At 67.9% G+C, this 26,546-nt stretch carries 23 protein-coding genes; 9 read left to right on the top strand and 14 right to left on the bottom strand.

Annotated features, from left to right (window positions below):
• Positions 1–22: 22 nt before the first annotated feature.
• On the bottom strand, positions 23–355 hold the full coding sequence (locus AC3WRR_RS07260; protein ID WP_010813574.1) for a DMT family transporter: 333 nt from the start codon (positions 353–355) through the stop codon (positions 23–25).
• Positions 356–615: 260 nt separating this feature from the next.
• On the opposite strand from AC3WRR_RS07260, the gene AC3WRR_RS07265 reads away from it, so the two are divergent.
• Positions 616–1,125, top strand: a complete 510-nt coding sequence (locus AC3WRR_RS07265) for a hypothetical protein (RefSeq protein WP_492296537.1) — start codon at positions 616–618, stop codon at positions 1,123–1,125.
• A 9-nt stretch (positions 1,126–1,134) separates the two neighbouring features.
• Here the strand turns inward: AC3WRR_RS07265 and AC3WRR_RS07270 are convergent, their stop codons facing one another.
• Positions 1,135–2,313, bottom strand: a complete 1,179-nt coding sequence (locus tag AC3WRR_RS07270; RefSeq protein ID WP_010813572.1) for a benzoate/H(+) symporter BenE family transporter — start codon at positions 2,311–2,313, stop codon at positions 1,135–1,137.
• Between the two features lie 334 nt (positions 2,314–2,647).
• Here AC3WRR_RS07270 and AC3WRR_RS07275 point away from each other — a divergent pair, with 334 nt between their 5' ends.
• Positions 2,648–4,579, top strand: coding sequence for an ATP-binding cassette domain-containing protein (locus AC3WRR_RS07275; RefSeq protein ID WP_492296539.1), 1,932 nt, complete (start codon positions 2,648–2,650; stop codon positions 4,577–4,579).
• Positions 4,580–4,598: 19 nt separating this feature from the next.
• Here AC3WRR_RS07275 and AC3WRR_RS07280 read toward each other — a convergent pair whose 3' ends face one another.
• Together AC3WRR_RS07280 and AC3WRR_RS07285 are read right to left on the bottom strand one after the other, a co-directional pair.
• The gene (locus tag AC3WRR_RS07280) at positions 4,599–4,742 is read right to left on the bottom strand and encodes a hypothetical protein (protein ID WP_155737093.1); all 144 of its coding nucleotides are present in this window, start codon (positions 4,740–4,742) and stop codon (positions 4,599–4,601) included.
• Entirely contained in the window at positions 4,739–5,950 is a 1,212-nt protein-coding gene (locus tag AC3WRR_RS07285; RefSeq protein ID WP_037023614.1) for an MFS transporter, read from the bottom strand. The genes AC3WRR_RS07280 and AC3WRR_RS07285 overlap by 4 nt, the downstream gene beginning before the upstream one ends.
• 346 nt (positions 5,951–6,296) lie before the next feature.
• Between AC3WRR_RS07285 and AC3WRR_RS07290 the strand changes: the two genes are divergently transcribed.
• The 3 genes from AC3WRR_RS07290 (at position 6,297) to parC (ending at position 11,608) form a co-directional block, all read left to right on the top strand.
• Positions 6,297–8,288, top strand: a complete 1,992-nt coding sequence (locus AC3WRR_RS07290) for a DNA topoisomerase IV subunit B (protein ID WP_492296541.1) — start codon at positions 6,297–6,299, stop codon at positions 8,286–8,288.
• Between the two features lie 107 nt (positions 8,289–8,395).
• Positions 8,396–9,193 (top strand): lytic transglycosylase domain-containing protein, encoded by a 798-nt coding sequence (locus AC3WRR_RS07295; protein WP_058696637.1) that lies wholly within the window; start codon positions 8,396–8,398, stop codon positions 9,191–9,193.
• 72 nt (positions 9,194–9,265) lie between these two features.
• Positions 9,266–11,608, top strand: coding sequence for a DNA topoisomerase IV subunit A (gene parC / locus AC3WRR_RS07300; protein ID WP_010813566.1), 2,343 nt, complete (start codon positions 9,266–9,268; stop codon positions 11,606–11,608).
• 74 nt (positions 11,609–11,682) lie between these two features.
• Here parC and AC3WRR_RS07305 read toward each other — a convergent pair whose 3' ends face one another.
• Positions 11,683–13,512 carry an ABC transporter ATP-binding protein gene (locus AC3WRR_RS07305; protein ID WP_492296543.1) on the bottom strand — a complete coding sequence of 610 codons (1,830 nt, stop codon included), beginning with the start codon at positions 13,510–13,512 and terminating at the stop codon, positions 11,683–11,685.
• A 161-nt stretch (positions 13,513–13,673) separates the two neighbouring features.
• On the bottom strand, positions 13,674–15,356 hold the full coding sequence (locus AC3WRR_RS07310) for an L-lactate permease (RefSeq protein WP_439670816.1): 1,683 nt from the start codon (positions 15,354–15,356) through the stop codon (positions 13,674–13,676).
• Between the two features lie 414 nt (positions 15,357–15,770).
• Here AC3WRR_RS07310 and AC3WRR_RS07315 point away from each other — a divergent pair, with 414 nt between their 5' ends.
• Entirely contained in the window at positions 15,771–16,424 is a 654-nt protein-coding gene (locus tag AC3WRR_RS07315; RefSeq protein WP_011615762.1) for a LysE family translocator, read from the top strand.
• Between the two features lie 34 nt (positions 16,425–16,458).
• Here the strand turns inward: AC3WRR_RS07315 and AC3WRR_RS07320 are convergent, their stop codons facing one another.
• The 8 genes from AC3WRR_RS07320 to AC3WRR_RS07355 are packed head-to-tail and all read right to left on the bottom strand — an operon-like array spanning position 16,459 to position 22,282.
• A complete protein-coding gene (locus AC3WRR_RS07320; protein WP_010813562.1) occupies positions 16,459–17,103 on the bottom strand; it encodes a glutathione S-transferase family protein in 645 nt (214 codons plus the stop codon).
• 31 nt (positions 17,104–17,134) lie between these two features.
• Positions 17,135–18,325 carry an aminotransferase-like domain-containing protein gene (locus tag AC3WRR_RS07325; protein WP_439668085.1) on the bottom strand — a complete coding sequence of 397 codons (1,191 nt, stop codon included), beginning with the start codon at positions 18,323–18,325 and terminating at the stop codon, positions 17,135–17,137.
• 53 nt (positions 18,326–18,378) lie between these two features.
• Entirely contained in the window at positions 18,379–18,708 is a 330-nt protein-coding gene (locus AC3WRR_RS07330) for a DHCW motif cupin fold protein (RefSeq protein WP_010813560.1), read from the bottom strand.
• A 7-nt stretch (positions 18,709–18,715) separates the two neighbouring features.
• Complete coding sequence (locus AC3WRR_RS07335; RefSeq protein WP_010813559.1) at positions 18,716–19,177, bottom strand: RidA family protein; 462 nt, start codon at positions 19,175–19,177, stop codon at positions 18,716–18,718.
• Between the two features lie 11 nt (positions 19,178–19,188).
• Positions 19,189–20,172 (bottom strand): DMT family transporter, encoded by a 984-nt coding sequence (locus tag AC3WRR_RS07340; protein ID WP_492296558.1) that lies wholly within the window; start codon positions 20,170–20,172, stop codon positions 19,189–19,191.
• Positions 20,173–20,218: 46 nt separating this feature from the next.
• Entirely contained in the window at positions 20,219–20,857 is a 639-nt protein-coding gene (locus tag AC3WRR_RS07345) for a LysE family translocator (protein WP_454751413.1), read from the bottom strand.
• Complete coding sequence (locus tag AC3WRR_RS07350) at positions 20,857–21,570, bottom strand: alanyl-tRNA editing protein (protein ID WP_010813556.1); 714 nt, start codon at positions 21,568–21,570, stop codon at positions 20,857–20,859. Before AC3WRR_RS07350 ends, AC3WRR_RS07345 begins: the two co-directional genes overlap by 1 nt.
• A gap of 34 nt (positions 21,571–21,604) precedes the next feature.
• The gene (locus AC3WRR_RS07355) at positions 21,605–22,282 is read right to left on the bottom strand and encodes a VOC family protein (protein WP_492296545.1); all 678 of its coding nucleotides are present in this window, start codon (positions 22,280–22,282) and stop codon (positions 21,605–21,607) included.
• An 84-nt stretch (positions 22,283–22,366) separates the two neighbouring features.
• Between AC3WRR_RS07355 and AC3WRR_RS07360 the strand changes: the two genes are divergently transcribed.
• The 3 genes from AC3WRR_RS07360 to AC3WRR_RS07370 all read left to right on the top strand — a co-directional run bounded on the left by AC3WRR_RS07360 (position 22,367) and on the right by AC3WRR_RS07370 (position 26,528).
• Positions 22,367–23,917 (top strand): aminotransferase-like domain-containing protein, encoded by a 1,551-nt coding sequence (locus AC3WRR_RS07360; RefSeq protein ID WP_492296547.1) that lies wholly within the window; start codon positions 22,367–22,369, stop codon positions 23,915–23,917.
• Between the two features lie 123 nt (positions 23,918–24,040).
• Entirely contained in the window at positions 24,041–25,942 is a 1,902-nt protein-coding gene (gene htpG, locus AC3WRR_RS07365; protein WP_010813553.1) for a molecular chaperone HtpG, read from the top strand.
• 73 nt (positions 25,943–26,015) lie between these two features.
• The gene (locus tag AC3WRR_RS07370; protein WP_011615757.1) at positions 26,016–26,528 is read left to right on the top strand and encodes a DNA-deoxyinosine glycosylase; all 513 of its coding nucleotides are present in this window, start codon (positions 26,016–26,018) and stop codon (positions 26,526–26,528) included.
• Positions 26,529–26,546 lie beyond the last annotated feature (18 nt).

Below are 26,546 nucleotides of genomic sequence, written 5' to 3' on the forward strand. Positions count from 1 at the left end.
CCACTGCCGAGCATACCTACGATCAATGCGCGCTAGTCTTCGAAAACAGCTGAATGACGGCGACGCCGGCAATAATCAGACCAATCCCAGCGCAAGCCGCCAGGTCCGGCACCTGCCGGTACAGCACCACCGCGATCAGCGATACCAGTACGATCCCGGCCCCGCTCCAGATCGCATAGGCAATTCCCACCGGCACTGTCCGCATCACCAGCATCAGCAAATAGAACGCCGCCACATAGCCGGTCACGACCAGCACGCTGGGGACCAGCCGCGTAAAGCCCTGCGACGCCTTCAGGCTGCTGGTGGCGATGACTTCGGCGACGATGGCGAGGGCGAGGAGCAGGTATCCGTTCATGGGAGCGTACAAGTGGGTGGGCCGAAACGGGCCGAAGCCGGCATCTTAGCGCTCCCGCATGTTGCGCCAAAGCCGCGTCCCTCCGTTGCGGTGGTTGTGCAAAGCGGTGATGGAGGATTGAATGTGGCTATAACGAAGAGAACAAGCGGGCGCATGGCCGGCCCGCGGCACAAGTCCTACAGGGCAGTCGCGGTAGTTGGCCCGACCAAGCCGGCACGAACCCCACGATGCCGGCGGCGGGCATGGGTAAGGGGAGCGGTATGCATCACAATGGCATCGACGGCACGTCCGCCGGGACGTCTTCGCAGCCGGGGGACGGGGCGCCCGCGCCGGACGCGAATCCGTGGCAGGACACCATCGCCGCGGCGGACCAAGCACTGGAAGAGGCTTCGCGCATCCAACGCGGCGTGCAGCACAACCTGAAGCTGTTGCAGGAGGTGCGGTCGCTGCGCGAAGAGTTGCGCAAGGCCCATGCGGAGGTCGATCGCTACCGGGGCATGCATGCCCGGGTGGTGGTCAGCATGCGTCAGCTGGACGAAGACCATGTGGGGGAAATGAGCCGGCTCCAGGCGGCGAACGAGATGCTGCAGGTGCGTCATCGTGTCTACAAGCTGATGGCCGAGCACTACGCGCGCGCGGCGTTGAACCTGGATCCGGAAACCTTCGCGGCCCATCGCGACCGCGTGCTGCAGCATGTCTTGTTCCAGCGCCGCAGGGGCGTGTCGTCCGACGATATCGGCTACGCGGACGTGGCTTTCCTGATGCTCTAGCGGCGATGCTCAGGCGGCGCGCCGGCGCAGCACGTGGAACGCCAGCATGCCGCCCACCACGCCCCAGAACGCGGAGCCGACACCCGCCAGGGTCATGCCGGACGCCGTGATCATGAAGGTCAGCAGCGCGGCTTCGCGCTCGGCCGGGATTTGCATGGCCACGGTCAGGCCGTTGGCGATCGAGCCCATCAGCGCGAACGCGGTCACGCCCACCACCAGCGCTTGCGGAAAGGCCGCAAACAGCGCCGCGATGCTGGCCGCCAGCGTGCCCGCGACCAGGTAGCCCACGCCGCAGACCACGGCCGCGGTATAGCGGCGGTTGCGGTCGGGGTCGGCCTGCGGGCCGGTGCAGATGGCGGCGGTGATCGCCGCCAGGTTGACGCCGTGCGAGCCGAACGGCGCCAGCACGGCCGAGGTCAGGCCGGTGATCGAGATCAGGCGCGAGGCCGGCACGTGGTAGCCGTCGGCTTGCAGCACGGCCAGCCCGGGGATGTTCTGCGAGGCCAGCGCCACGATGAACAGCGGAACCGCCATGCTGACCAAGGCTGACAGCGAGAATGCCGGCGTGGTCCACACCGGCACCGCCAACGCCAGCCGCACGCCCGAGAAATCGAGCTGGCCGAGCACGCCGGCGACCACCGCCCCGGTCAGCAGCACCCCTGGCACCGCATAGGCCGGCCACAGGCGCCGCCCGAGCAGGTAGGCGGCGAACATCGCCAGCAGCAGCACGGTCTGGTGCTGCGCCTGCACGAACACATCCACGCTGATGCGGAACAGGATGCCGGCGAGCAGGGCTGACGCGATGCTGGCGGGCAGGGCGCGCATCAGCTTGTCGAACCACCCGGTCATGCCGGCCGCGGCCATCATCAGCCCGGCCAGCAGGAAGGCGCCGATGGCTTCCGCGTAGGGCACGCCGGGCAGGCTGGCGATCAGCAGCGCCGCGCCGGGCGTGGACCAGGCCACCACGATCGGCACGCGCAGCGCCAGCGACAGGCTGATGGTGGTGATCCCCATTCCCATCGACAGCGCCCAGATCCAGGACGAAATCTGGGCATCGGTCAGGTGGGCGGCGTGGCCGGCCTGGATCATCAGCACCAGCGAACTGGTATAGCCGGTGAGCGTGGCGACCAGCCCGGCGACCAGCGCGGACACGGACAGGTCGGACAATTTCAGCGAAGCGGTGGTCATGAAGGTGGCAGCAGGCCATTGGCACGGCCGACATCTTCGCATGAGTGCCTTGGTCGTACCAATTTGCCGCGGCGGCGTCCAGAAATCGCGGTTGACGGGGCTTTCCCTTACGGACTTTTCCGACTGGAGCGGGCAGGGGGGGCGTTGTTATGCTGGCTTCGTGCCTTGCGAGCAGGGCACCGAGGAGAGACTCTTGGGCCCGCAGTGCGCGGGCCCTTCTTTTTTGGGGCCAGCCTTGGCCCGGCCCCGGTCGTCTACAATGCGGGCTGCCGTGCCACGCCAGCCCTGGCTGCCAGGCCGTCCCTCCTTTCCCTCGTCGTCTCGTCTTTTTCCCATGGCCCTGTTTTCCATTACCGACGCCCAGCTTGCCTTCGGGCACGTGGCCCTGCTCGATCACACCGACTTTTCGCTGGAGGCCGGCGAGCGCGTGGGTTTGATCGGGCGCAACGGTTCGGGCAAGTCCTCGCTGCTGAAGATCGTGGCGGGGCTGTCGGCGCCCGACGACGGGCTGATCGCGCGCCAGAGCGGCGTGACCAGCGCCTACGTGCCGCAGGAGCCGCAGTTCGAGGCGGGCATCACCGTGTTCGACGCGGTCTCGCAGGGCATGGGCGATGCGCACGACTTGCTGGTGCGCTACGAGGCCGCCGCCGACCGCGTCGCCGAGAACCACGACGACGAAGCCGCGCTGGCCGAATTGCACCGGCTGCAGTCCGAGCTCGACGCCGCCGGCGCCTGGCAGCTGCGCACCCGCGTGGAAACCACGCTGGCGCGCCTGGGGCTGGATTCGCACACGCGCGTCGAGGCACTGTCCGGTGGCCTGCAGAAACGCGTGGCGCTGGCGCAGGCGCTGGTGGCCGAGCCCGACATCCTGCTGCTGGACGAGCCCACCAACCACCTCGATGTGGAAGCGATCCGCTGGCTGGAAGACCTGCTGCTGGGCTTCCGCGGCAGCGTGCTGCTGATCACCCACGACCGCGCCTTCCTCGACCGCGTCGCCACCCGCATCATCGAACTGGACCGCGGCCGGCTGGTGTCCTTCCCCGGCAACTTCGCCGCCTACCAGGCGCGCAAGGAAGAGATGCTTGCCGCCGAGCAGGTCGAGCAGGCCAAGTTCGACAAGCTGCTGGCGCAGGAAGAGGTGTGGATCCGCAAGGGGGTGGAGGCGCGCCGCACTCGCAGCGTGTCGCGCATCCAGCGCCTGGTGGCGCTGCGCAACGAGCGCGCCGCGCGGCGCGAGGTGCAGGGCAATGTCAGGCTGGAGGTGTCGCAGGCCGACCGCTCCGGCAAGATCGTGGCCGAGCTGACCGACGTCAGCAAGGCCTACGGCGACAAGGTGGTGGTGCGCGACTTCACCGCCACCATCATGCGCGGCGACAAGGTCGGCCTGATCGGCCCCAACGGCGCCGGCAAGACCACGCTGCTGCGGCTGATCCTGGGCGAACTGGCGCCGGACAGCGGCACCGTGCGCAACGGCAGCAACCTGCAGGTGGCGTACTTCGACCAGATGCGCACCGCGCTGGACCTGGAGCGCTCGCTGGCCGACACCATCAGCCCGGGCAGCGACTGGGTCGAGGTCAACGGCCAGCGCAAGCATGTGATGAGCTACCTGGGTGACTTCCTGTTCGCGCCGGAGCGCGCGCGTTCGCCGGTCAAGTCGCTGTCTGGTGGCGAGCGCAACCGGCTGCTGCTGGCGCGCCTGTTTGCGCGCCCGGCCAATGTGCTGGTGCTGGACGAGCCGACCAACGATCTCGACATCGACACGCTGGAACTGTTGGAAGAACTGCTGCAGGACTATGGCGGCACCGTGTTCCTGGTCTCGCACGACCGCGCCTTCCTGGACAACGTGGTGACCTCGACCCTGGCCGCCGAGGGCGATGGCGTGTGGCGCGAGTCGGTGGGCGGGTATTCCGACTGGGTCGAGCAGTCGGCCCGCAGCGCGGCGCTGCAAGCGGCGCGCAAGCCGGAGCAGAAGGCGGCAGAGCCGGTGAAGGGCAAGGATTCGCGCGAAGCGCGCGGCGCCAATCGTACGGTCAAGCTGTCGTACAAGGAGCAGCGCGAACTGGACGGCCTGCCGGAGCGCATTGCCGCGCTGGAAACCGAGCAGAAGGTGATCTCGGCACAGCTCGCGGACGGCTCGCTCTATGTCAGCGATGCGCCCAAGGCCGCGCAGCTGGGCACGCGGCACGACGAGATCGAGATGGAACTGCTGGAAGCGCTGGAGCGCTGGGAAGTGCTGGAGGCGAAGTCGAAAGGCGAGGGGGCCTGAGGGTCAGGCAAGCCGACCCTCACCCGCACCAGGCCAACACCATGTTGGTCAGGTCGACCATGAACCCCGGCCGCAGGTAACCCACGAACCCAAGCGCCAGCACCCCGGCCAGCACCGCCAGCCCGGCTGCCTTCATCACGCGCGCCTGGGTCGTGCTCATCATGCCGCCGCCGGCTGCGCGCGCACCAGCGCCTGCTCGCGGATCGGCAGGTTCACCAGCGCGGCCACCACGCCCAGCGCGATCGCGATCAGCCACACGGTGTTGTAGCCGCCGGTGCGGTCATAGAGGAAGCCGCCCAGCCAGGCACCCAGGAAACTGCCGATCTGGTGCGAGAAGAACACCACGCCCGATAGCATCGACAGGTATTTCACGCCGAACACCTGGGCGATGATGCCGTTGGTCAGCGGCACCGTGGACAGCCACAGGAAGCCCATGACCGCCGCGAACACCCAGGTGCTGGCCACCGTCAGCGGCAGCAGCAGGTAGCTGGCGATCACCACCGAGCGCGTCACGTAGATGGCGGACAGCAGGTAGCGCTTGGGCAGGCGCTGCCCCAGCGCACCCGCGGTATAGGTGCCGAATACATTGAACAGCCCGATCAGCGCCAGCGCCACGACGGCGACTTTGGGGTCGGTCAGGCCCTGGTCCTTCAGGTAGGGCGCCAGGTGCACGCCGATAAACACCACCTGGAAGCCGCACACGAAGTAGCCCAGCGTCAGCAACTGGAAGTTGCGGTTGCCGAAGGCTTCGTGCACGGCCTGGCCGATGGTCTGGTGGTGGCCGCCGGTGTGGGCCGCTTCGCGCGGCTCGCGCAGCGTCAGCGCCAGCGGCAGCATCACGCAGGCCATCAACGCCATTACATAGAGGGCGTTCTGCCAGCCCAGCCCGGAGATCAGGCCCTGTTCCACCGGGATCATCAGGAACTGGCCGAAGGAGCCGGCCGCGGCGGCGATGCCCATGGCCCAGACCCGCTTCTCGGGGCTGGCCACACGGCCGATCACGCCGTAGACGATGCTGTAGGTGGTGCCGGACTGGGCGATGCCGATCATCACGCCGGCACCGGTGGCAAAGGCGGTGCCGCTGGTGGCCAGCGCCATCACCACCAGCCCGGCCACATACAGCGCCACGCCGACCAGCATGATGCGCAGCGCGCCGAACTTGTCGGCGAGCGCCCCGGCAAAGGGCTGGCTGGCGCCCCACATCAGGTTCTGCAGCGCCAGCGCGAAGGCGAAGGTCTCTCGGTTCCAGCCATGGGCCTGGGTGATCGGCAGGTTGAACAGGCCGAAGCCGTGCCGGATGCCCATTGAAAGGGTCACGAGCAGCCCACCGCACACAAGTACGGTGGTCAGGGAGAGTTGTCGGTTCTGCATGTCTTGGCTCGATGTGCGGCAGTCCCGCCGGGTAAGCGGTGCCGACAGGGATTGTGTGTGCTTGTTGTTGTCCATGCCGGGACGGCAATCGGGCTTGCCGGGGCCGGGTGCTGGCGAGTTTACTCCGGCTCGGGAAAACGCGTACGGCGCTGCCCGCGCTGCCGGCGCCCTGGCAAAAAGCGGCGGCGGCCCGGCAAAACCGGCGCCAGCGCGGGTCGGCAGGCCAAGCGCCTTTTTGGCGGGATTGCCGTCGCCCGCTTCCATTACAATGCAGTGCCCGGTGCCCCGGCGCGTGCACAGTTGTGCGCCTCATGGCAGCCGGGACCATCACTTTCGTAGCGACTCCATGGCGAGCAAAACCAGTCAGTACAGCGAATCTTCCATCCGGGTCCTGAAGGGCCTGGAGCCGGTCAAGCAGCGTCCCGGCATGTACACCCGGACCGACAACCCCCTGCATATCGTGCAGGAGGTGATCGACAACGCCTCGGACGAGGCCCTCGGCGGCCACGGCTCCGAGATCCTGGTGACCCTGCATCGCGACGGCAGCCTCAGCGTGGAAGACGACGGCCGCGGCATCCCGGTGGGCATCCACCCGGAAGAAGGCGTGCCGGTGGTCGAGATCGTCTTCACCCGGCTGCACGCCGGCGGCAAGTTCGACAAGGGCAAGGGCGGTGCCTATGCCTTCTCGGGCGGCCTGCACGGCGTGGGCGTGTCGGTGACCAATGCCTTGTCGACGCAGCTGGACGTGACCGTGTGGCGCGACAGCATGTGCTCGACGCTGACCTTCTCCGGCGGCGACGTGACCGTGCCGCTGGCCTCGCGCAAGATCGAGCGGGGCGAGAAGAAGAGCGGCACCCGCGTGCAGGTGTGGCCGGATGCCAGGTATTTCGACTCGGCCGCGATCCCGCTGGCTGAGCTGCAGCGCCTGCTGCGCAGCAAGGCGGTGCTGCTGCCCGGCGTCAAGGTCACGCTGGTGACCGAGAAGACCGGCGAGCGCCAGACCTGGCAGTACGACCAGGGCCTGAAGGGCTACCTGGTCGAGGCGCTGGCGCAGGGCAGCGGCGCGGAATTGGTGATCCCGATGTTCGAGGGCGAGCATTTTGCCGACCCCGACGCCAATCCCGGCGATGAAGGCTTTGCCGACGGCGAAGGCGCCTCCTGGGTGGTGGCCTGGACCGAAGACGGCGCGCCGGTGCGCGAGTCCTACGTCAACCTGATCCCGACGCCGGCCGGCGGCACGCATGAATCCGGCCTGCGCGAAGGGCTGTTCCAGGCGGTCAAGAGCTTTATCGAGATGCACGCGCTGCAGCCCAAGGGCGTCAAGCTGATGAGCGAAGACGTGTTTGCGCGCGCCTCGTTCGTGCTCTCGGCCAAGGTGCTGGACCCGCAGTTCCAGGGCCAGATCAAGGAACGCCTGAACAGCCGCGACGCGGTGCGGCTGGTCTCCACCTTCAGCCGTCCGGCGCTGGAGCTGTGGCTGAACCACCATGTCGAGTACGGCAAGAAGCTGGCCGAGCTGGTGATCCGCCAGGCCCAGGCGCGCACGCGCGCGGCGCAGAAGGTCGAAAAGAAAAAAGGCTCCGGCGTGGCGGTGCTGCCCGGCAAGCTGACCGATTGCGAGTCCACCGAAGTGACCCGCAACGAACTGTTCCTGGTCGAGGGCGACTCGGCCGGCGGCTCGGCCAAGATGGGCCGCGACAAGGAGTTCCAGGCCATCCTGCCGCTGCGCGGCAAGGTGCTCAATACCTGGGAGACCGAGCGCGACCGTCTCTTTGCCAACAACGAGGTGCACGACATCGCGGTGGCGATCGGCGTGGACCCGCACGGCGCCAACGACGAGCCCGACCTGTCCAACCTGCGCTACGGCAAGATCTGCATCCTGTCCGACGCGGACGTGGACGGCGCGCATATCCAGGTGCTGCTGCTGACGTTGTTCTTCCGGCACTTCCCCAAGCTGATCGAGACCGGCAACGTCTTTGTGGCGCGTCCGCCGCTGTTCCGCGTCGATGCACCCGCGCGCGGCAAGAAACCGGCGCAGAAGCTGTACGCGCTGGACGAAGGCGAGCTGCTGGCCATCCAGGACAAGCTGCTCAAGGACGGCGTCAAGGAAAACTCGTGGCAGATTTCCCGCTTCAAGGGCCTGGGCGAAATGAGCGCCGAGCAGCTCTGGGAAACCACCATGAACCCCGACACGCGGCGCTTGCTGCCCGTGTCGCTGGGCGAATACGACCTGCCGCAGACCGTCGAGATGATGAATATGCTGATGGGCAAGGGCGAGGCCGCACAGCGCCGCAGCTGGCTGGAAGAGAAGGGCAACGAGGTCGAGGCCGATATCTGAGCGAAACCTGAGCGGAAAGCGGCGGCCGGTGATTGGGTAGATAATCCCCCAGTCTGCCTGGCCGTCATTCCCGACGGCCGCCAACGGACAGTAATCTGGAACGCACGATGACGACGAGAACTCCCGGCAAACCATGGCGCAAGGCGGCGGCAGCCGTCGTGGCGCTGGCCGGGCTCGCCTTCGTGCCGGCGGCGCATGCCGAGCTGTGGGGCTTTATCGATGCCGATGGCGTGGCGCACTTTGCCGACCAGAAGCTCGACGCGCGCTACAAGCTGTTCATGAAGGATGGCGGCAAGCTGGATACCGCGCGCCTGGCGGCGCGGCAGTCGCAGGCGGCCGCTGGCGCTGACATCGACCTGGAGCAGCACAAGCTGTACCGCTACGTCGTCAACCATCCCAATATCAAGACCGTCGAGCCGCTGATCCACCAGATCGCCGGCAAGCAGGATGTCGATCCCGCGCTGGTCAAGGCGGTGATGGCGGTCGAGTCGGGCTTCAACCCGGGCGCGGTGTCGCCCAAGGGCGCGATCGGCCTGATGCAGGTGATCCCCGACACCGGCGCGCGCTTTGGCGTGAACGCCGATGCGCGCCGAAGCATCGAGCAGAAGCTGGCCGATCCACGCACCAATATCACCGCGGGCGTGCGCTACCTGAGCTGGCTGATGCAGCTGTTCCCGAACAACCTGGAGCTGGTGCTGGCTGCCTATAACGCCGGCGAGGGCGCGGTGCAGCGCTACAACAACCGCATTCCGCCTTACCCGGAGACCCGGCAGTATGTCAGCACCGTGCTGCAGTTTTACCGGCTGTACCAGCCGCAGCAGGGCGCGGTGCTCAAGCGCGCCAGCGCCAGCGCGGACGGCCCGCGCGTGAAGATGGTCATCGGCGGGCGCCGCGCCATGCCCTGACCGGCATACCCGAACAACAAGCAACCCGGCGCGCCGGCAGTTCAACGTGGCGCGCCGAATTCTTGCCTACCCATGGAACAACAAGACATCACGTTTCAACCTGAAGAGCCGGCCGATTCGCTGACGCTGGCGCGCTACGCCGAGCGCGCCTACCTGGACTACGCCGTCAGCGTGGTCAAGGGCCGCGCGCTGCCCGAGGTGGCCGACGGCCAGAAGCCGGTGCAGCGCCGCATCCTGTTCGCGATGCACGAGATGGGCCTGCGCGCCGACGCCAAGCCGGTCAAGTCCGCGCGCGTGGTCGGCGATGTGCTGGGCAAGTTCCACCCGCACGGCGACCAGTCCGCCTACGACGCGCTGGTGCGCCTGGCGCAGGACTTCTCGCTGCGCTACCCGCTGATCGACGGCCAGGGCAACTTCGGCTCGCGCGATGGCGACGGCGCGGCGGCGATGCGCTACACCGAAGCGCGCCTGACGCCGATCTCGCGGCTGCTGCTCGATGAGATCGATGAAGGCACGGTCGATTTCGCCCCCAACTACGACGGCTCGATGCAGGAGCCCAGGCTGCTGCCGGCGCGGCTGCCGTTCGTGCTGCTCAACGGCGCCTCGGGCATCGCGGTGGGCATGGCGACCGAGATCCCGCCGCACAACCTGCGCGAAGTCGCCGCGGCCACCGTGGCGATGATCCGCAATCCCAATATCACGCTGGCCGAGCTGCTGGCGCTGATGCCGGGGCCGGACTACCCGGGCGGCGGCCAGATCATTTCGCCGGCGTCCGATATCGCCCAGATCTACGAGGGCGGCCGCGGCAGCCTGAAGGTGCGCGCGCGCTGGACCATCGAGGAGATGGCGCGCGGCCAGTGGCAGCTGGTGGTGACCGAGCTGCCGCCGAACACCTCGGCGCAGAAGGTGCTGGAAGAGATCGAGGAAATCACCAACCCCAAGATCAAGACCGGCAAGAAGGCGCTGACGCAGGACCAGCAGCAGCTCAAGGCCACCGTGCTGGCAGTGCTGGATGCGGTGCGCGACGAATCGGGCAAGGATGCGCCGGTGCGGCTGGTGTTCGAGCCCAAGAGCAAGAACGTCGGCCAGCAGGAGTTCATCCATACGCTGCTGGCGCATACCAGCCTGGAGTCGGGCGCGCCGATCAACCTGGTGATGATCGGCACCGACGGGCGCCCGCGCCAGAAGGGCCTGCGCGAGATCCTGTCGGAGTGGATCGCGTTCCGCTTCGACACCGTCACGCGCCGCACGCGCCACCGCCTGGGCAAGGTCGAGGACCGCATCCATATCCTCGAAGGCCGGATGCTGGTGCTGCTCAATATCGACGAGGTGATCCGCATCATCCGCGAGAGCGACGAGCCCAAGCCGGCGCTGATCGAGGCCTTCGGCCTGAGCGACCGCCAGGCCGAGGACATCCTCGAAATCCGGCTGCGCCAGCTGGCGCGCCTGGAAGCGATCCGGATCGAAAAGGAACTCAAGGAACTGCGCGAGGAGCAGGCCGACCTGGACGTGCTGCTCAAGTCCGAGACCATGATGCGCCGCCGCATCATCAAGGAGATCGAGACCGACGCCAAGCAGTACAGCCCGGAAGACAAGGACCCGCGCCGCACGCTGATCCAGGAAGAGCGCCGCGCCGCGGCCGAAGTGCGCGTGATCGACGAGCCGGTGACGGTGGTGATGTCGCAGAAGGGCTGGGTGCGCACGCGCCAGGGCCATGGCCACGACGCGCAGCAGTTCACCTTCAAGGCCGGCGACGCGCTCTACGGCACCTTCGAATGCCGTACCGTCGACGTGCTGCTGGTCTTCGGCACCAACGGCCGGGTCTATTCCGTGCCGGTCGCCAGCCTGCCTGGCGGGCGCGGCGACGGGGTGCCCATCACCACGCTGATCGAGTTGCAGTCCGGCAGCCAGGTCGCGCACACCTTTGCCGGCAGCGCGGAGCAGCGCATGCTGATCGCCACCGCGGGCGGCAATGGCTTCCAGACCAAGGTCGGCGATATGATCAGCCGGCAGAAGGGCGGCAAGTCGTTCCTGACGCTGGATGACGGCGACACGCCGCTGGCGCCGGCGCCGATCGGCGACGAGGCCACGCATGTGGCCTGCCTGTCCGGCAACGGCCGCCTGCTGCTGGTGGCGCTCGATGAAGTGAAGGTGCTGTCCGCCGGCGGGCGCGGCGTGATCCTGATCGAGCTGGAACCCAAGGAGAAGCTGCTGCAGGCGGTGGGCGTCGGCGCGCCGGGGCTGATGCTCTCGGGCGCGGGGCGCGGCGGCAAGCCGACCTCGCAGAAGCTGGCAGGCGTGGCCTTGCAGGCCTACGTGGGCAAGCGCGCGCGCAAGGGCAAGGCGATCGAGGCCAAGCTCAAGGAGCCGCGCATCGATCCGGTGCGCGTGGAGCCGCCGGCTGGCGGCAATTGATTAGCTGAATCGTCAGCCCAGGCGAATGTTTGCTCCCCTCTCCCGCAAGCGGGAGAGGGGAGCAAACCAGCGACTCAATCCACTCCCACAAATCCCCCGGTCTGATGCGCCCACAGCCGCGCATACAGCCCGCCGTGCGCCAGCAATTGCGCGTGCGTGCCGCTTTCCACGATATGGCCGTTGTCCAGCACCACCAGCCGGTCCATGCGCGCAATCGTCGACAGCCGGTGGGCGATGGCGATCACGGTCTTGCCCTGCATCAGCGTTTCCAGGCTTTCCTGGATTGCCGCTTCCACTTCCGAATCCAGGGCCGAGGTGGCTTCGTCCAGGATCAGGATCGGCGCATTCTTGAGCAGCACGCGCGCGATGGCAATGCGCTGGCGCTGTCCGCCTGACAGCTTCACGCCGCGCTCGCCGACCTGTGCCTCCAGCCCGGTATTGCCGTGGGCGTCGACCAGGTGCGGGGTGAATTCGTCGGCGCGGGCGCGGTGCAGGGCTTGCTGCAGTTCAGCCTCGGTACTGGAGGGTTTGCCGTAGAGCAGGTTCTCGCGGATCGACCGGTGCAGCAGCGAGGTGTCCTGCGTGACCATGCCGATCTGTGCGCGCAGGCTTTCTTGCGTGACCGCGGCGATGTCCTGGCCGTCGATCAGGATGCGGCCGCGCTCGACGTCGTAGAGTCGCAGCAGCAGGTTGACCAGCGTCGACTTGCCGGCGCCGGAGGGGCCGACCAGCCCGATCTTCTCGCCCGGGCGCACCGTCAGGTCCACGCCTTCGATGACGCCTGAGCCCTTGCCATAGTGGAATCCCACCCGCTCGAAGCGGACCTCGCCATGGGTGACGCGCAACGGCTTCGCGTCGGCGCGGTCGGTCACCACGCGCGGCACGGCTATCGTCTTCATGCCGTCCTGCACCTGGCCGACGTTTTCGAAGATGCCGTTGACCACCCACATGATCCAGCCGGACATATTGTTGATGCGGATCACCAGCCCGGTGGTGAGTGCAATCGCGCCAGTGGTGACGTGCCCCTCGCTCCACAGCCACAGGGCCAGCCCCGTGGTGCCGGCAATCAGCGCGCCGTTCATGGCGGTGATGGTGATGTCCATGCCGCTGATCATGCGCCCGGCCAGCCGCGACTTCTCGGTCTGCTCGGACATGGCGTCGCGCGCATAGTCTTCCTCGTGACGGGTGTGGGCGAACAGCTTGAGTGTGGTGATATTGGTGTAGCCGTCGACGATACGCCCCATCAGCCGGGAACGCGATTCCGTGGCGACCACCGAACGCTGCTTCACGCGCGGCACGAAGTGGAGCAGGGCGGCCACGTAGCACGCGATCCACAGCAGCAGCGGGATCATTAGCCGCCAGTCGGCCTGCGCGAACAGCACCAGCGAGCTGATCGCGTAGATCACCACGTGCCAGATTGCGTCCACCGCCTGCACCGCGGAATCGCGCAGCGAGAAGCCGGTCTGCATGATGCGCTGCGCGATGCGCCCGGCAAAATCATTCTGGAAGAACGACAGGCTCTGCTTGAGCACGTAGCGGTGGTTCTGCCAGCGGATCAGGTTGGCCAGGCCGGGGTTGATGACCTGGTGCACAAGGACGTCGTGCAGGCCGAAGAAGGTCGGGCGCAGCAGCAGCGCCACCACGGCCATCCACAGCAGCTCGTTGCGATGCCGGCTGAAGAACTCCGCGCCTGGCGTGGTCTGTGCCATGTCGACCAGCCGGCCGAGGAAGCTGAACAGCGCCACCTCGATCAGTGCGCCGACCAGACCCACCAGCAACAGCAGCGCGAACACACCCCACACTTCGCGCAGGTACCAGGCATAAAAGCGCCAGACCTGGCCGGGCGGCTCGTGGTCGGGCATGCCCCGGAAGGGGTCGATCAGTCTTTCCAGGCGACGCAACATGGCAGGTTTCCCGTTGTGCCCGGCGCGCCCTGGCGTCTTCGTGGGAGGTGGGGGCGCGCGTGCGGCGGATCAGACACAACATGATACGCGCCTTGCACAATGGAAAAGCCCCGCCAGGGGCGGGGCCTTGTCAGAACCGCAGTGCGGAAACTTCTGAATGGTCAGGGATGGTGGATCACCATATGCGTGAACGGCGGCACATAGGCCTGCAGCGTCACGAACAGGCCCACCAGGATCGCCAGCACGATCGAGTGGAAGAACACGTAGCGCAGGATGTCGCCTTCGTGGCCGTACCACTTGGTCGCGGTCGAGGCCACCACGATGGACTGCGCATCGATCATCTTGCCCATCACGCCGCCTGAGCTGTTGGCCGAGGCCATCAGCACCGGCGACAGGCCCAGCTGCTCCGCCGTGGTCTTCTGCAGGCCGCCGAACAGCACGTTCGAGGCCGTGTCCGAACCGGTCAGCGCCACGCCCAGCCAGCCCAGCATGGTGCCGAACAGCGGATAGAACACGCCGGTGTGGGCGAAGGCCAGGCCCAGCGTGGCATCCAGGCCCGAGTAGCGGGTCAGGTAGCCGACGCCGAACATCGCGCAGATGGTCAGCAGCGAGTAGCGCACCAGCTTGATGGTTTCCCAGTATTCCTTGAACAGGCGCGGCACCGAGTAGCCCATCAGCAGGCCGCCGGCGATGGCCGAGACAAAGATGCCGGTGCCGGCCATCGACAGCACGTTGAAGTTGAAGACCGCGCCTTCGATGACTTCCTTGGGCACGACCGGCGGCACCTTGACGATGGCCTTGTCCAGCCCCGGGATCGGGAATTTCCACGCCCACAGGCTATCCATCAGCTTCTTGAACTCGGGCACGCCCCAGACAAAGACGAACACCGTCAGGATCACCCACGGCATCCAGGCCTTGGCCACCGAGATGCCGGCCGAGGCGGCGCTGGCGCGGGCATCGGCTTCGAGCGCTTCGGGATGGTCGACCTTGGAGTCGTCGTGGCGGCCCAGGATCCTGGTCGAGGTCCAGATCTCCTTCGGATGCCAGACCTTCAGGAACAGCGTCAGCGAGCCCATCGACACCAGCGCGGCGATCACGTCCACCAGCCACGGTCCGTGGTAGTTGGACACCAGGAACTGCGGGATCGCAAAGCTCACGCCCGCCACCAGGATCGCCGGCCAGATCGCCAGCATGCCGCGGAAGCCGGCAAAGGCCCAGATCAGCCAGAACGGCACGATCACGGAGAAGAACGGCAGCTGGCGGCCGATCATGGCCGACAGGTCGAGCAGGTCCAGCCCGGTCACCGACGCCAGGCCGATGATCGGGGCGCCCAGCGCGCCGTAGGCCACCGGCGCCGTGTTGGCGATCAGCGCCAGGCCCGAGGCGGCCAGCGGCGAGAAGCCCAGGCCGATCAGGATGGCGCCGGTCACGGCCACCGGTGTGCCGAAGCCGGCCGCGCCCTCGAAGAAGGCGCCGAAGCTGAACGCCACCAGCAGCAGCTGCAGGCGGCGGTCCTCGGTGATGCCGGAGATCGAGTTCTGCAAGACCTTGAATGACCCGTTAAGGGTTGTCAGCCGGTGCAGGAAGATGATGTTCAGCACGATCCAGCCGATCGGGAACAGCCCGGACACGATGCCCAGCCCCGCTGCCTTGCCGGCCATTGCCGCCGGCATGCCGAACACCGTGGAGGCGACCACGATGCCGATCAGCAACGCCAGCCCCGCCGCCAGGTGGGCCTGCATATGAAAGAACGCCAGCGCTGCCAGCAGCACGGCGACGGGAATGCCCGCGGCAATGGTCGACAGCGCCATATTGCCTAGCGGGTCATAGACTTGACTCCACACGATCGATGTCCTCCTCAGGTTGGCTCAGGCGCCGGGACGATCTGCGTGCCCTCGGCGCCGTGCATGCGCTTTGCCCCGGCGAGCGGCATCCGCCGCGCGCGGGAAAGAACCAGCGATTGTAGGAACGGGTTCCGTGTTCGCTGTCGTATATTGCGTCATGCCTGGCATGAGCCACATTCAGGGATCAGGGTTTCCCTGGGGGGCATTGCGGCGCACGTGGTGCCTTCCAGGCACTCCGGCGAGAGTACTCTAAACGGCGCCTGTTGCAAAAGTCTGCGTGCCTGCCACCGGCTTGCATGACCGGCCCGGCAGCCATGCCGGGACTGGCACAAGCGCCGGCGCTCGGCGCATACTGGCGGGCGTCATGCCGCAGGCGCGCTGCCGCCCGCATCCAACCATTGAATGAGGCTGCCCATGACCGAATTCCTTCCCCCCTGGCCTTTGCTGACCGCATTCGTGCTGGCCAGCCTGGCGCTGGCCATCACGCCCGGCCCGGCCGTGGTCTATATCGTCACGCGCACCCTGGCGCAGGGCCGGCAGGCCGGGCTGGCCTCGATCGGCGCGGTGGCGCTGGGCAACCTGGGCAACGCGATCGGCGCCTCGCTGGGGCTGGCGGTGCTGTTCTCGGTATCGGCGCTGGCGTTTTCGGTGGTCAAGTACGCAGGGGCGGCCTACCTGATCTGGCTGGGCATCCGCGCCTTGCGTGGCGGCGCCGCGGCGGCTGACGGCGGCACGGTTGAAGCAGCGCCACGCAGCCTGCGCCAGGTGGTGCGCGACGGCTTCGTGGTGGCGCTGCTCAATCCCAAGACCGCGATCTTCTTTGCCGCCTTCCTGCCGCAGTTCATGAACCCGGCAGGCTCGGCGCTGACGCAGAGCCTGGCACTGGGCGTGGCCTTCGTGCTGATCGCCGCGACCACGGACGCCTGCTACGTGATGGCCGCCGCCGCGGTGATGCCGGCACTGCGCCGCGCCGGCAGGGCGCGCGCGCTCGGCCGCTACCTGACCGGCGCGGCGTTTATCGGGCTGGGGGTATTTACCGCGGCGTCGGGCTCGCGCGCGGCGAAGTAAGGCAGGACGGCAGGAAAGAAAAAACTGCCGCGGCTCAGCGCAGCGGCAGTTCCAGGATGCCGTCCGCGGCGGGGCGGGCGCGCATTGCGCTCAACCAGCGCTCCAGGTTGGGGCGCGACTGGTGCTTGAGCGGCAGCCCCATCCAGCGGTGCGCGGCGCAGGCCAGCGAGATGTCGGCCATGGTGAAGCGGTCGCCGCCGATGAACTCGCGCCCGGCCAGCGCCTTGTCCAGCAGTTCGGCCAGCGGCTCGGTGCGCTCGCACGATGCCTTGATGGCAGCCTCGTCGCGCTCCGCCTTCGGCTTGCGCACCAGGTTCAGGAACGCCGTCACCATGGCCGGGCTGAAGGCGGTGGTCTGCCAGTCCATCCAGCGGTCGGCCGAGGCGCGTGCCTTGACGTCCTCGGGCCACAGCGTGCCTTCGCCGTAGCGCGCGCACAGGTACCGCACGATCGCATTGGATTCCCACAGCACGAAGGGCTCGCCGCCGACATCGGTGCCGCGGAAATCCTCGATCACGGGGATCTGGCGGTTCGGGTTCAGGCGCACATAGGCCTCGGTGTCGAGGTCGCCCTTGGTCACGCCGATATCCACGCGCTCATGGTCCAGGTGCAGCTCGCGCGCGCACCAGACCACTTTCTGCACGTTGATGGAGGAGAGTCGGCCCCAGATACGCAACATTTCGGCTCCAGTGGTGATGCGCGCCCGGGCTTCAGGCCGCGCGCGGTTGCCTGGCGGCGGCCGCGGCGATGGCTTCGCGGAACAGCTCGCCAAGGATGGCCACGCCCTGCTCGATGCGCTCTGCCGACACCGTGACGAAGGCCAGGCGCAGCGCGTTGCGCTTCGGGTTGCTGGCGTAGAACGGCGCGCCCGGCACATAGGCCACGTTGCGCTTCACGGCTTCTTCCAGGATCACCATGCTGTCCAGGCCCTCGGGCAGCTCCATCCAGATGAACATGCCGCCTTCGGGCTCGTTCCAGGTCACGCCCTCGGGCATATGGCGCTTGAGCGCATCCAGCATGTACTGGCACTGCTTGCCGTAGAGCTCGCGGATGGTCGGGATATGCGTGTCGAGCAGGCCGTCGCGGATGGTCTCGTAGGCCACGCGCTGGGTGAAGGTCGGCGTGTGCAGGTCAGACGCCTGCTTGGCCTGGCACAGCTTGAAGTGCAGCTCGGGCGGGGCGATCACGTAGCCCAGGCGCATGCCGGGGGCCAGGATCTTCGAGAACGAGCCCATGTAGATCACGCCGTCCGGATTCATCGACAGCAGGCTGGGCAGCTGGTCGCCGGTGTAGCTGAGCGCGCCGTAGGGATCGTCCTCGACCAGCAGCACGCCCTGTTCCTTGGCGCGGGCCACCAGCGCCTCGCGGCGTTCCAGCGGCAGGCGGCGCCCGGTCGGGTTCTGGAAGTTGGGCAGGGCGTACAGGAAGCGCGCGCCGGCGGTCAGCTCGGGCGTCAGCGCCTCGGGCAGCAGGCCCTTGTCATCGCTGGGGATCGAGACGAACTCAGGTTCGAACAGCGAGAACGCCTGCAGCGCGCCGAGGTAGCTGGGGGTTTCCACCAGCACCTTGCTGCCCGGGTCGATCATCACCTTGGCGATCAGGTCCAGTGCCTGCTGCGAGCCGGTGGTGATCAGCACGCGCTCGACCGGCGCGCCATGGCGCCTGGCGACGAACTCGCGCAGCGGCAGGTAGCCTTCGGTCGCGGCGTATTGCAGCGCCGCCTGCGGGTTGTCGGCGAATACGCGGGCCGTCGCTGCCTCCATGGCCGCTACCGGGAACGAGGCCGGCGACGGCAGGCCGCCGGCGAACGAAATGACTTCCGGACGCTCGGTGACCTTCAGGATTTCGCGGATGGCCGAGCTGGTCAGTTGCTGTGCCCGGCGGGAGATGGCCCATTTCATGATGTGTCTCTTGTGGTCTGGGGGAGTTCTGGGCTGAGCGGCAAGCCTGCCGCTCAGTCAACGATAAATAGTCGTGCGCCCTTCGGCGAGGACGAACGGTGCGCTTCCGCCTGGTCGGCTACCTGGTAGCTGGTGCCCGCGCCGAGCACGAACTGCCGGCCGTCTTCCAGCTCGGTATGGAGCTCGCCGTCCAGCACGAACAGGATATGGCCCTTGCTGCACCAGTGGTCGGCCAGGTAGCCCGGCGAATATTCGACCATGCGCACGCGGATGTCGCCGAACTGGCGCGTGCGCCAGGTGGCCTCGCCCTGCTCGCCGGGGTGGCGGGTCGGCGCGATGGCCGACCAGTCGGTGGTGCCGAAGGGCAGGTTGTCGATGCGCATGCGGGCCTCAGGCCGCCTTCACTTCGGCGATCATCTCGATCTCGACACAGGCGCCCAGCGGGACCTGCGCCACGCCGAAGGCGCTGCGCGCATGCTTGCCCTTGTCGCCGAACACTTCAGCCAGCAGCTCCGAGGCGCCGTTGGTGACCAGGTGCTGCTCGGTGAATTCGGGAGTCGAGTTGACCAGGCTCATCACCTTGACGATGCGGGTGACGCGGTTCAGGTCGCCCACATGCGCGTGCAGCGTGGCCAGCAGGTCGATGGCGATCGCGCGCGCTGCGGCCTTGCCGGACTCGGTATCGATGTCCTTGCCCAGCTTGCCGGTCCATACCTTGCCGTCCTTGCGGGCGATATGGCCCGACAGGAACACGGTGTTGCCGGTTTGCGCGGCCATTACATAGGCGGCGGCGGGGGCGTTGACGGCCGGCAGTTCGATGCCGAGGCGGGCAAGGGTGTCGTAGACGGACATGTAGGCTCCAGTCAGTGAATGCGTCCAGGGAGGATCGGTGGCGTTTCCGGGGCGGGGGCGGGTGCGCTTTGCTGCACGGCGGCGCGGCGGCCGAGGGCCACGACGGCGATCACCGCCACCGCGAAGGCGATGGTGGGGGCGTCAAGCGGCTCGGCCAGGATCAGCGCACCGCCCGCCAGCGTCAGGAACGGCTGCAGCAATTGTATCTGGCCGACGCGCGCCACGCCGCCTTTTGCGAGGCCGGCGTACCAGAAAAGGAAGCCGACAAACATCGAGAACACCGACACATAGGCCATGCCGCCCCAGGCGCGCGGCGACGCCGCGGCTATTGTCGGCAGGTCGCGCAGGGTCAGCCAGGCCACCACCGGCACCAGCACCGGCAGCGACACCACCAGCGCCCAGCTGATGGTTTCCAGCCCGCCCTGCTCGCGCGACAGCTTGCCGCCCTCGGCATAGCCCAGCGCGCCCAGCACCACGGCGGCGAACAGGTACCAGTCCGCATGCTGCAGGCCGCCGGCACCCTGCCAGACGGCAAAGCCCACCACCAGCGCGCTGCCGGCCACGGCCGACAGCCAGAACGCCGGCGACGGCCGCTCACGCCCGAGCCAGGCGGCGAATACCGCGGTCGCCAGCGGCAGCAGGCCGATCACGATGGCGCCGTGGCTGGCCGGCACCTCGCGCATCGCCAGCGAAGAAAACAGCGGGAAACCCGCCACCACGCCCAGCGCGGTCACGGCCAGCCGCGGCCACTGGCCGCCGCGCGGGCGGCGGCTGGCGGACAGCGCGCCGCGCCAGGCAAGCAGCGCCAGCGCCAGCAGCGCGGCCAGCACGGCGCGCGCCAGTGCCACAAAGACCGGGTCCAGCTCGGCCACCGCCATGCGCGTGAACGGCAGCGTCTGGCTGAAGATCGCCACGCCGACAAAGCCGAGCAGCATGCCGCCGGAGGCCGGTGGGGCAGACGTCAGTGGCGGAGAAGCGGGGCGGCTGGCGGGCATGGTCGGGGTCTTGGTTGTCATCGGCTCGGAATCGGATCGCCGCGGGTCACGGCACGCCCGGGCTGGCGCTGACCGCAATCCACAGCGCGGTCAGCGCCAGCGCCGCGCCCATGGCGCGGTTGAACCAGCTCACGCGCTGGCCTTGCTGCAGCCATTGCCGCAACGACGCGCCCAGCACGCCGTACACGCCGTTGCTGACAAAGCCCAGCACTGCGAACAAGCCGCACACCAGCAGCACGCGCTGCAGCGGCGAGGGCGCGCCCGTCATGTAAGAGGCCGCGACTGCCAGCGCCAGCATCCACGCCTTGATGTTGGCGTACTGCAGCACCGCCGACTGCCACACGCTGAGCGGGCGCAGCACCTGCTTCTGCGCCAGCACCGTGCTGCGCGCGATCTTCCACGCCAGCCACAGCAGGTAGGCCACGCCGGCCAGGTGCACGCTGGCGGCCAGCGCGGGCTGGCCCAGGATCAGCGCGCCCACGCCCAGTGCGCACAGCGCCAGGATGCTGGCAAAGCCGAAGGCCACGCCCACGCAGTGCGGCAGCGTGGCGCGCAGCCCGAAGTTGGCGCCGGTGACCGCGGCGATGGTGGTGTTGGGCCCGGGCGTGAACAGGCCCACCGTCAGCAGGGTCAGCAGGGCCAGGAACTGCGCGGCCGTCAGGCCGGTGAGCAAGCCGGACGCCATCACGCGAACGCGACCACCACGCGCCGGTTGGTGCGGCTCTTCTTCTCGATCCTGGTCACCACCACTGCGCCGATCTCGCTGGTGTTGGCCACGTGCGTGCCGCCGCAGGGCTGGCGGTCCACCCCGGGGATTTCGATGATGCGGATGCTGGCCGTGCCCGCCGGCGGCGCGGCGCCGATGGTGCGCACCAGCTCGGGCTGGGCGGCCAGTTCCTGCGGCGTGATCAGCGTGGTGCGCACGGCGGTGTCGGCGTGGATCAGCGCGTTCAGGCGTTCGGTCAGGTCGGCCTTGTCCAGGGTCGATTCCGGCAGGTCGAAGTCGACGCGCGCCGACTCCGGCGAGATGCCGCAGCCGGTCACCGGCACCGGGATCAGCGAGCCCAGCAGGTGCAGGCAGGTATGCAGCCGCATCAGCTTGTGGCGGCGCGCCCAGTCGATGGTCACGGTGACGCGCTCGCCCACGCGCGGCAGCGGCGCATCCGGTGCGGGCACATGCAGGATGCGGCTGCGGTCTTCGGCGTAGATGGTGTCGGCGATGGCCACCGTGCGCCCGTCGGCCAGCGCCAGCGTGGCGGTGTCGCCGGCCTGGCCGCCGCTGCGCGCGTAGCACACGGTTTCGTCGAGTTCGATCCCTTCGGCGCCGGCCGCCACCACGGTGGCGGTGCAGTGGTCGAGGTAGGGGTCTTCGTCGAAGCGCTTGCGGGTGGCGGACATCGGGGGTCTCCTGGTGGGCTTGTTCCGGGTGTGGCTAGCGCAGGGTGCGGATGCCCTGCGCGGTTTCGATTTCGGCGCTCAGTTCAGGCGGGCCGTCGGCCTGCTCGATGGCGATGAGGTGGTCGGTGCCCAGCCAGGCCAGCCCCTGGCGCAGCAGCTCGGCACGCGGGTGGCGCCCGGACAGCTTGCGCAGCGCCAGGTCCTGCCGCGGCAGGCTGACGCCGGGGTAGCTGGCCACGTCCCACTGGATCAGGCTGGGCAGCAGGCCGTCGCCGGCGCTGTCGGCTTCGCCCGGCCAGGCCGGCAGGCTACCGTCCTCGGGCACGGTGATGCGCCAGTGGAGGCCGCCGCGGGTCATCGGGATGACCGGGGCGATGCGCTCGGGGTACTGCGCCTGCCACCGGCCCAGGTCGGCGGGGCGTTCCACGCGCGCGGCCCAGTGCAGCAGGAAGGGGCCGTCGCGCAGGCGCTGCTGCACGGCCTCGGTGTCCAGGCCGAACCAGCGCGGGCGTGCCGGCGCGGCGGCGGCCGGATCGACCGCGATCACTTCCAGGTAGACGCCGCCGAACATGCCCAGCACCCGGTTGTGCGTGGCCATGGCCGTGTGCGCGCCGCCGCCCTGGGGCGCAATGCCCAGCAGGCCGGCAACGTAGTCCGTGCCGGCGTCCAGGTCGGGCGCGGCGATGACGAGGTGATCGAGGGCGAGCTTCATCGTGGCTTGATGGTAGACAAGGTAGTCGGTACAGTACCGGTACAGTTGAGCGGATCGTATTCAGTACAGTTGCAGGAGCAGCACATGGATGCCAACAGCAGGGACGGCGACGCCGGCAGCGAGACCGCCACCGTCGCCCGTCAGAAGGATAGCGGAGGCGACGCCCAAGGCACATCGGGGCATGCCTCCGGCCGCGCGCTGCGGCTGGTGGTGCCGCCCACCGAGCGCTTCCCGGATCCGATCCCCTCGGCGCAGATGACGCTGGTCGAGCAGCTGACCGAATGGGCCCGCATGCGCATCGACGAGCGCGTGTTCCGCTCCGGCATGCGCATGCCGTCGATCCGGCAGCTGGCGCAGGAGAAGGGCATCTCTCGCTTTACTGTGGTCGAGGCCTATGAGCGGCTGGTGGCGCTGGGCTACCTGGAATCGCGCCGCGGCTCCGGCTTCTACGTGCGCGAGCGCGCCCCGGCCGCGCCCGCGGCGCCGGTGTCCGGCGGCGTGGCGGTGGCGCGCAATATCGACGTAACCTGGCTGCTGCGCAGCATGTTCCATACCGCCGAGGCGCACAAGGCGCCAGGGCTGGGCTTCCTGCCCAATGACTGGCTCGACGGCGAACTGATTGCCAGCGCGCTGCGCGGGCTGGGCCGCCAGCCCGGCAACCATTTCCTGGCCAGCGGCACGCCGCAGGGGTTCCTGCCGCTGCGTCAGCAGTTGCGCACCCGGCTGGAAGAACTGGAGATCGGTGCCAGTGCCGAGCAGATCGTGCTGACCTCGGGCATCACCCAGGCCCTGGACCTGATCGCGCGGCTCTACCTGCAGCCCGGCGACACGGTGCTGGTGGGCGACCCGGCCTGGTTCGTGATGTTCGGCCGCTTTGCCGCGCAGGGCGCCCAGGTGATCGGGGTGCCGTACACCGCCGAAGGGCCGGACCTGGAGGCGCTGGAGCGCATCGTGCAGGCGCGGCGGCCCAAGCTGTTCGTGATCAACTCGGTGCTGCACAACCCCACCGGCACCTCGCTGTCGGCGGCCAAGGCCTTCCAGCTGCTGCGCCTGGCCGAGCAGTACGACTTCCTGATCGTCGAGGACGATATCTACTGCGACCTGTGCCCGCCCGGCCACGCCGCCACCCGGCTGGCCAGCCTGGACCAGCTGCGCCGGGTGATCTACCTGGGCAGCTTTTCCAAGACGCTGGCGGCCAACCTGCGCGTGGGCTTTATCGCCGCGCACCCGGAGACGGCGTCGGCGCTGACCGACAGCAAGCTGCTGGCGGGGCTGGCCACGCCGGAGATCAACGAACGCGTGCTGTACAAGGTGCTGACCGAGGGCCACTACCGCAAACATGTGGAGCGCGTGCGCACCCGGCTGGACCGCGCCCGCGACGAGACCCGGCGCGAGCTGGAGCGCCTGGGCCTGCGGCTCTTTCCCGGCCAGCACGCCGGCATGTACCTGTGGGCCGATACCGGCCGCGACACCAACGCGATCGCCACCGCGGGGCATGAAGAGGGCTACCTGTTCGCCCCGGGCAGCCTGTTCTCGCCGTCGCAGATGCCGTCGGGCTGGATGCGCTTCAACGTTGCCAGCAGCGGCCACCCGGAAATGCTGGCCTTCCTGGCGCGCCTGCTAGAACGCCTGTAAGTCACATCCCGGCAGCACCCGGGCCTTGAAAAATGGCCCGGGCGGCCCTATGTCTGGCGGCACCGGCCACAGGACCGTGGCCACACCGACTTTCCAGATTCGCCTGTTTCCAAGAGGAGAACCATGACCGCACCGCACGAGACGATGAGCTTCCAGGCGGAAGTGAAGCAACTGCTGCACCTGATGATCCACTCGCTGTACAGCAACAAGGAAATCTTCCTGCGCGAGCTGGTCTCGAATGCTTCGGACGCCACCGACAAGCTGCGCTTCGAGGCGATCGCGAACCCGTCCCTGCTGGAGAACGACGCCGACCTGGCGATCCGCATCGAGGCCGACGCCAAGGCGCGCACGCTGACGATCACCGACAACGGCATCGGCATGAGCCGCGACGAGGCCATCCACAACCTCGGCACCATCGCCCGCTCGGGCACCAAGGAATTCTTCCAGCAGCTTTCCGGCGACCAGCAGAAGGACGCCGCGCTGATCGGCCAGTTCGGCGTGGGCTTCTACTCGGCCTTTATCGTCGCCGACAAGGTCACGGTGGAAACGCGCCGCGCCGGCCTGGGCGCCGAAGACGCGGTGCGCTGGGAAAGCACCGGCGACGGCGAGTTCACCATCGATGCCATCGCCCGCAACGAGCGCGGCACCACCATCACGCTGCACCTGCGCGAGGGCGAGGACGACTTCCTCTCGGCCTGGCGCCTGAAGGGCATCATCCAGAAGTACTCGGACCATATCTCGCTGCCGATCCGCATGCCCAAGGAGGTGTGGGACGCTGAATCCAGCACCTACCAGCGCACCGCCGAGTGGGAAAGCGTGAACCAGGCCAGCGCGCTGTGGACCCGCGCCAAGTCCGACATCACCGACGAGCAGTACACCGCCTTCTACCAGCACATCGCGCACGACAACGAGGCGCCGCTGGCCTGGACCCACAACCGCGTGGAAGGCCGCAGCGAATACACCCAGCTGCTGTATATCCCGGCGCGCGCCCCGTTCGACCTGTGGGACCGCAACCACAAGGCCGGCCTGAAGCTGTACGTCAAGCGCGTCTTCATCATGGACGATGCCGACCAGCTGCTGCCGGGCTACCTGCGCTGGGTCAAGGGCGTGGTCGATTCCGCCGACCTGCCGCTGAACGTATCGCGCGAACTGCTGCAGGAAAGCCGCGACGTCAAGGCCATCCGCGAGGGCTGCACCAAGCGCGTGCTGTCGATGCTGGAAACGCTGGCCGACAGTGAAGAAGAAGCCGAGCGCGCCAAGTACACCACCTTCTGGCAGCAGTTCGGCCAGGCGCTCAAGGAAGGCATCGGTGAAGACCAGGCCAACCTGGAGCGCGTGGCGAAGCTGCTGCGCTTTGCCTCCACCCACAACGACACCGCCGAGCAGAACGTGGCGCTGGCCGCCTACGTCGGCCGCATGAAGGAAGGCCAGGACAAGATTTACTACGTCACCGCCGATACCTGGTCCGCCGCGAAGAACAGCCCGCACCTGGAAGTGTTCCGCAAGAAGGGCATCGAAGTGCTGCTGCTGACCGACCGCGTCGATGAATGGATGCTTTCATTCCTGCGCGAGTTCGACGGCAAGGAACTGGTGTCGGTCGCGCGCGGCGACCTGGACCTGGGCAAGCTCGCCGACGAAGCCGAGAAGGCCGAGCAGGAAAAGGCCGAGGCCGACTGGAAGGACGTGGTCGATCGCGCCAAGACCGTGCTCGACGGCAAGGCCAAGGACGTGCGCGTGACGCTGCGCCTGACCGCGTCGGCCTCGTGCCTGGTCTCTGACGAAGGCGACATGAGCGGCTATCTGCAGCGCCTGCTCAAGCAGGCCGGCCAGAAGGCGCCGGACGCCCAGCCGATCCTGGAACTGAACCCGGAACACGCGCTGGTGCAGAAACTGCGCGATCTCCCCGAGGGCGATGCCTTCAGCGACCGCGTGCAGGTGCTGTTCGACCAGGCGCTGCTGGCCGAAGGCGGCATGCTGGACGATCCGGCTGCGTATGTGCAGCGCGTCAACAAGCTGCTGGCCTGACGCCCCGGCTGCCCCCGCCGCGCAGGCGGCGGGGGATTCCCATCTCAATGTGTTGTAGCGGAGCGCGTGACCGATGACACTGAAGCGGTGCTTCCCGCCTGTCGTTGACGCCGGCACGCGCATCCTTATTCTCGGCAGCCTGCCGGGCGAGGCGTCACTGGCGCAATGCCAGTATTACGCGCATCGGCAGAATCAGTTCTGGCGCCTGACCGGCGAAGTTCTCGGTGAAGACCTGGTCCGCATGGAATATGCCGCGCGGCTGCAAACGCTTCTGGCGCATCACGTCGGTCTGTGGGACGTGGTGGCGCAAGCGAAGCGTGAGGGCAGCCTGGACAGCAACATCCGGGATCACGCCGGCAACGACCTGGCGAGCCTGATCGAATCACTACCCAGGCTGGCTGTCATCGCCTTCAATGGCGGCACTGCCGCGCGTATCGGTTTGAAGGCCCTTGGGCAGCATGGCGACCATCACCGGATCATCAGGCTTCCTTCCAGTAGTCCCGCTCATACCTTGCCCTACACGGAAAAGCTGGGCGCCTGGCAGGCATTGCGAGAGTGGCTGCCTGTAAGGCAGCGTCTGGCATAGCTCGTTCACGCACCCACG

Source organism: Cupriavidus sp. FW305-3-2-15-C-LB2, from assembly GCF_058787575.1.

Coding starts and splice junctions, on each gene's coding strand:
- AC3WRR_RS07260 (WP_010813574.1), bottom strand. CDS start 355: ATGAACGGATACCTGCTCCTCGCCCTCGCCATCGTCGCCGAAGTCATC.
- AC3WRR_RS07265 (WP_492296537.1), top strand. CDS start 616: ATGCATCACAATGGCATCGACGGCACGTCCGCCGGGACGTCTTCGCAG.
- AC3WRR_RS07270 (WP_010813572.1), bottom strand. CDS start 2,313: ATGACCACCGCTTCGCTGAAATTGTCCGACCTGTCCGTGTCCGCGCTG.
- AC3WRR_RS07275 (WP_492296539.1), top strand. CDS start 2,648: ATGGCCCTGTTTTCCATTACCGACGCCCAGCTTGCCTTCGGGCACGTG.
- AC3WRR_RS07280 (WP_155737093.1), bottom strand. CDS start 4,742: ATGATGAGCACGACCCAGGCGCGCGTGATGAAGGCAGCCGGGCTGGCG.
- AC3WRR_RS07285 (WP_037023614.1), bottom strand. CDS start 5,950: ATGCAGAACCGACAACTCTCCCTGACCACCGTACTTGTGTGCGGTGGG.
- AC3WRR_RS07290 (WP_492296541.1), top strand. CDS start 6,297: ATGGCGAGCAAAACCAGTCAGTACAGCGAATCTTCCATCCGGGTCCTG.
- AC3WRR_RS07295 (WP_058696637.1), top strand. CDS start 8,396: ATGACGACGAGAACTCCCGGCAAACCATGGCGCAAGGCGGCGGCAGCC.
- parC (WP_010813566.1), top strand. CDS start 9,266: ATGGAACAACAAGACATCACGTTTCAACCTGAAGAGCCGGCCGATTCG.
- AC3WRR_RS07305 (WP_492296543.1), bottom strand. CDS start 13,512: ATGTTGCGTCGCCTGGAAAGACTGATCGACCCCTTCCGGGGCATGCCC.
- AC3WRR_RS07315 (WP_011615762.1), top strand. CDS start 15,771: ATGACCGAATTCCTTCCCCCCTGGCCTTTGCTGACCGCATTCGTGCTG.
- AC3WRR_RS07320 (WP_010813562.1), bottom strand. CDS start 17,103: ATGTTGCGTATCTGGGGCCGACTCTCCTCCATCAACGTGCAGAAAGTG.
- AC3WRR_RS07325 (WP_439668085.1), bottom strand. CDS start 18,325: ATGAAATGGGCCATCTCCCGCCGGGCACAGCAACTGACCAGCTCGGCC.
- AC3WRR_RS07330 (WP_010813560.1), bottom strand. CDS start 18,708: ATGCGCATCGACAACCTGCCCTTCGGCACCACCGACTGGTCGGCCATC.
- AC3WRR_RS07335 (WP_010813559.1), bottom strand. CDS start 19,177: ATGTCCGTCTACGACACCCTTGCCCGCCTCGGCATCGAACTGCCGGCC.
- AC3WRR_RS07340 (WP_492296558.1), bottom strand. CDS start 20,172: ATGCCCGCCAGCCGCCCCGCTTCTCCGCCACTGACGTCTGCCCCACCG.
- AC3WRR_RS07345 (WP_454751413.1), bottom strand. CDS start 20,857: ATGGCGTCCGGCTTGCTCACCGGCCTGACGGCCGCGCAGTTCCTGGCC.
- AC3WRR_RS07350 (WP_010813556.1), bottom strand. CDS start 21,570: ATGTCCGCCACCCGCAAGCGCTTCGACGAAGACCCCTACCTCGACCAC.
- AC3WRR_RS07355 (WP_492296545.1), bottom strand. CDS start 22,282: ATGAAGCTCGCCCTCGATCACCTCGTCATCGCCGCGCCCGACCTGGAC.
- AC3WRR_RS07360 (WP_492296547.1), top strand. CDS start 22,367: ATGGATGCCAACAGCAGGGACGGCGACGCCGGCAGCGAGACCGCCACC.
- htpG (WP_010813553.1), top strand. CDS start 24,041: ATGACCGCACCGCACGAGACGATGAGCTTCCAGGCGGAAGTGAAGCAA.
- AC3WRR_RS07370 (WP_011615757.1), top strand. CDS start 26,016: ATGACACTGAAGCGGTGCTTCCCGCCTGTCGTTGACGCCGGCACGCGC.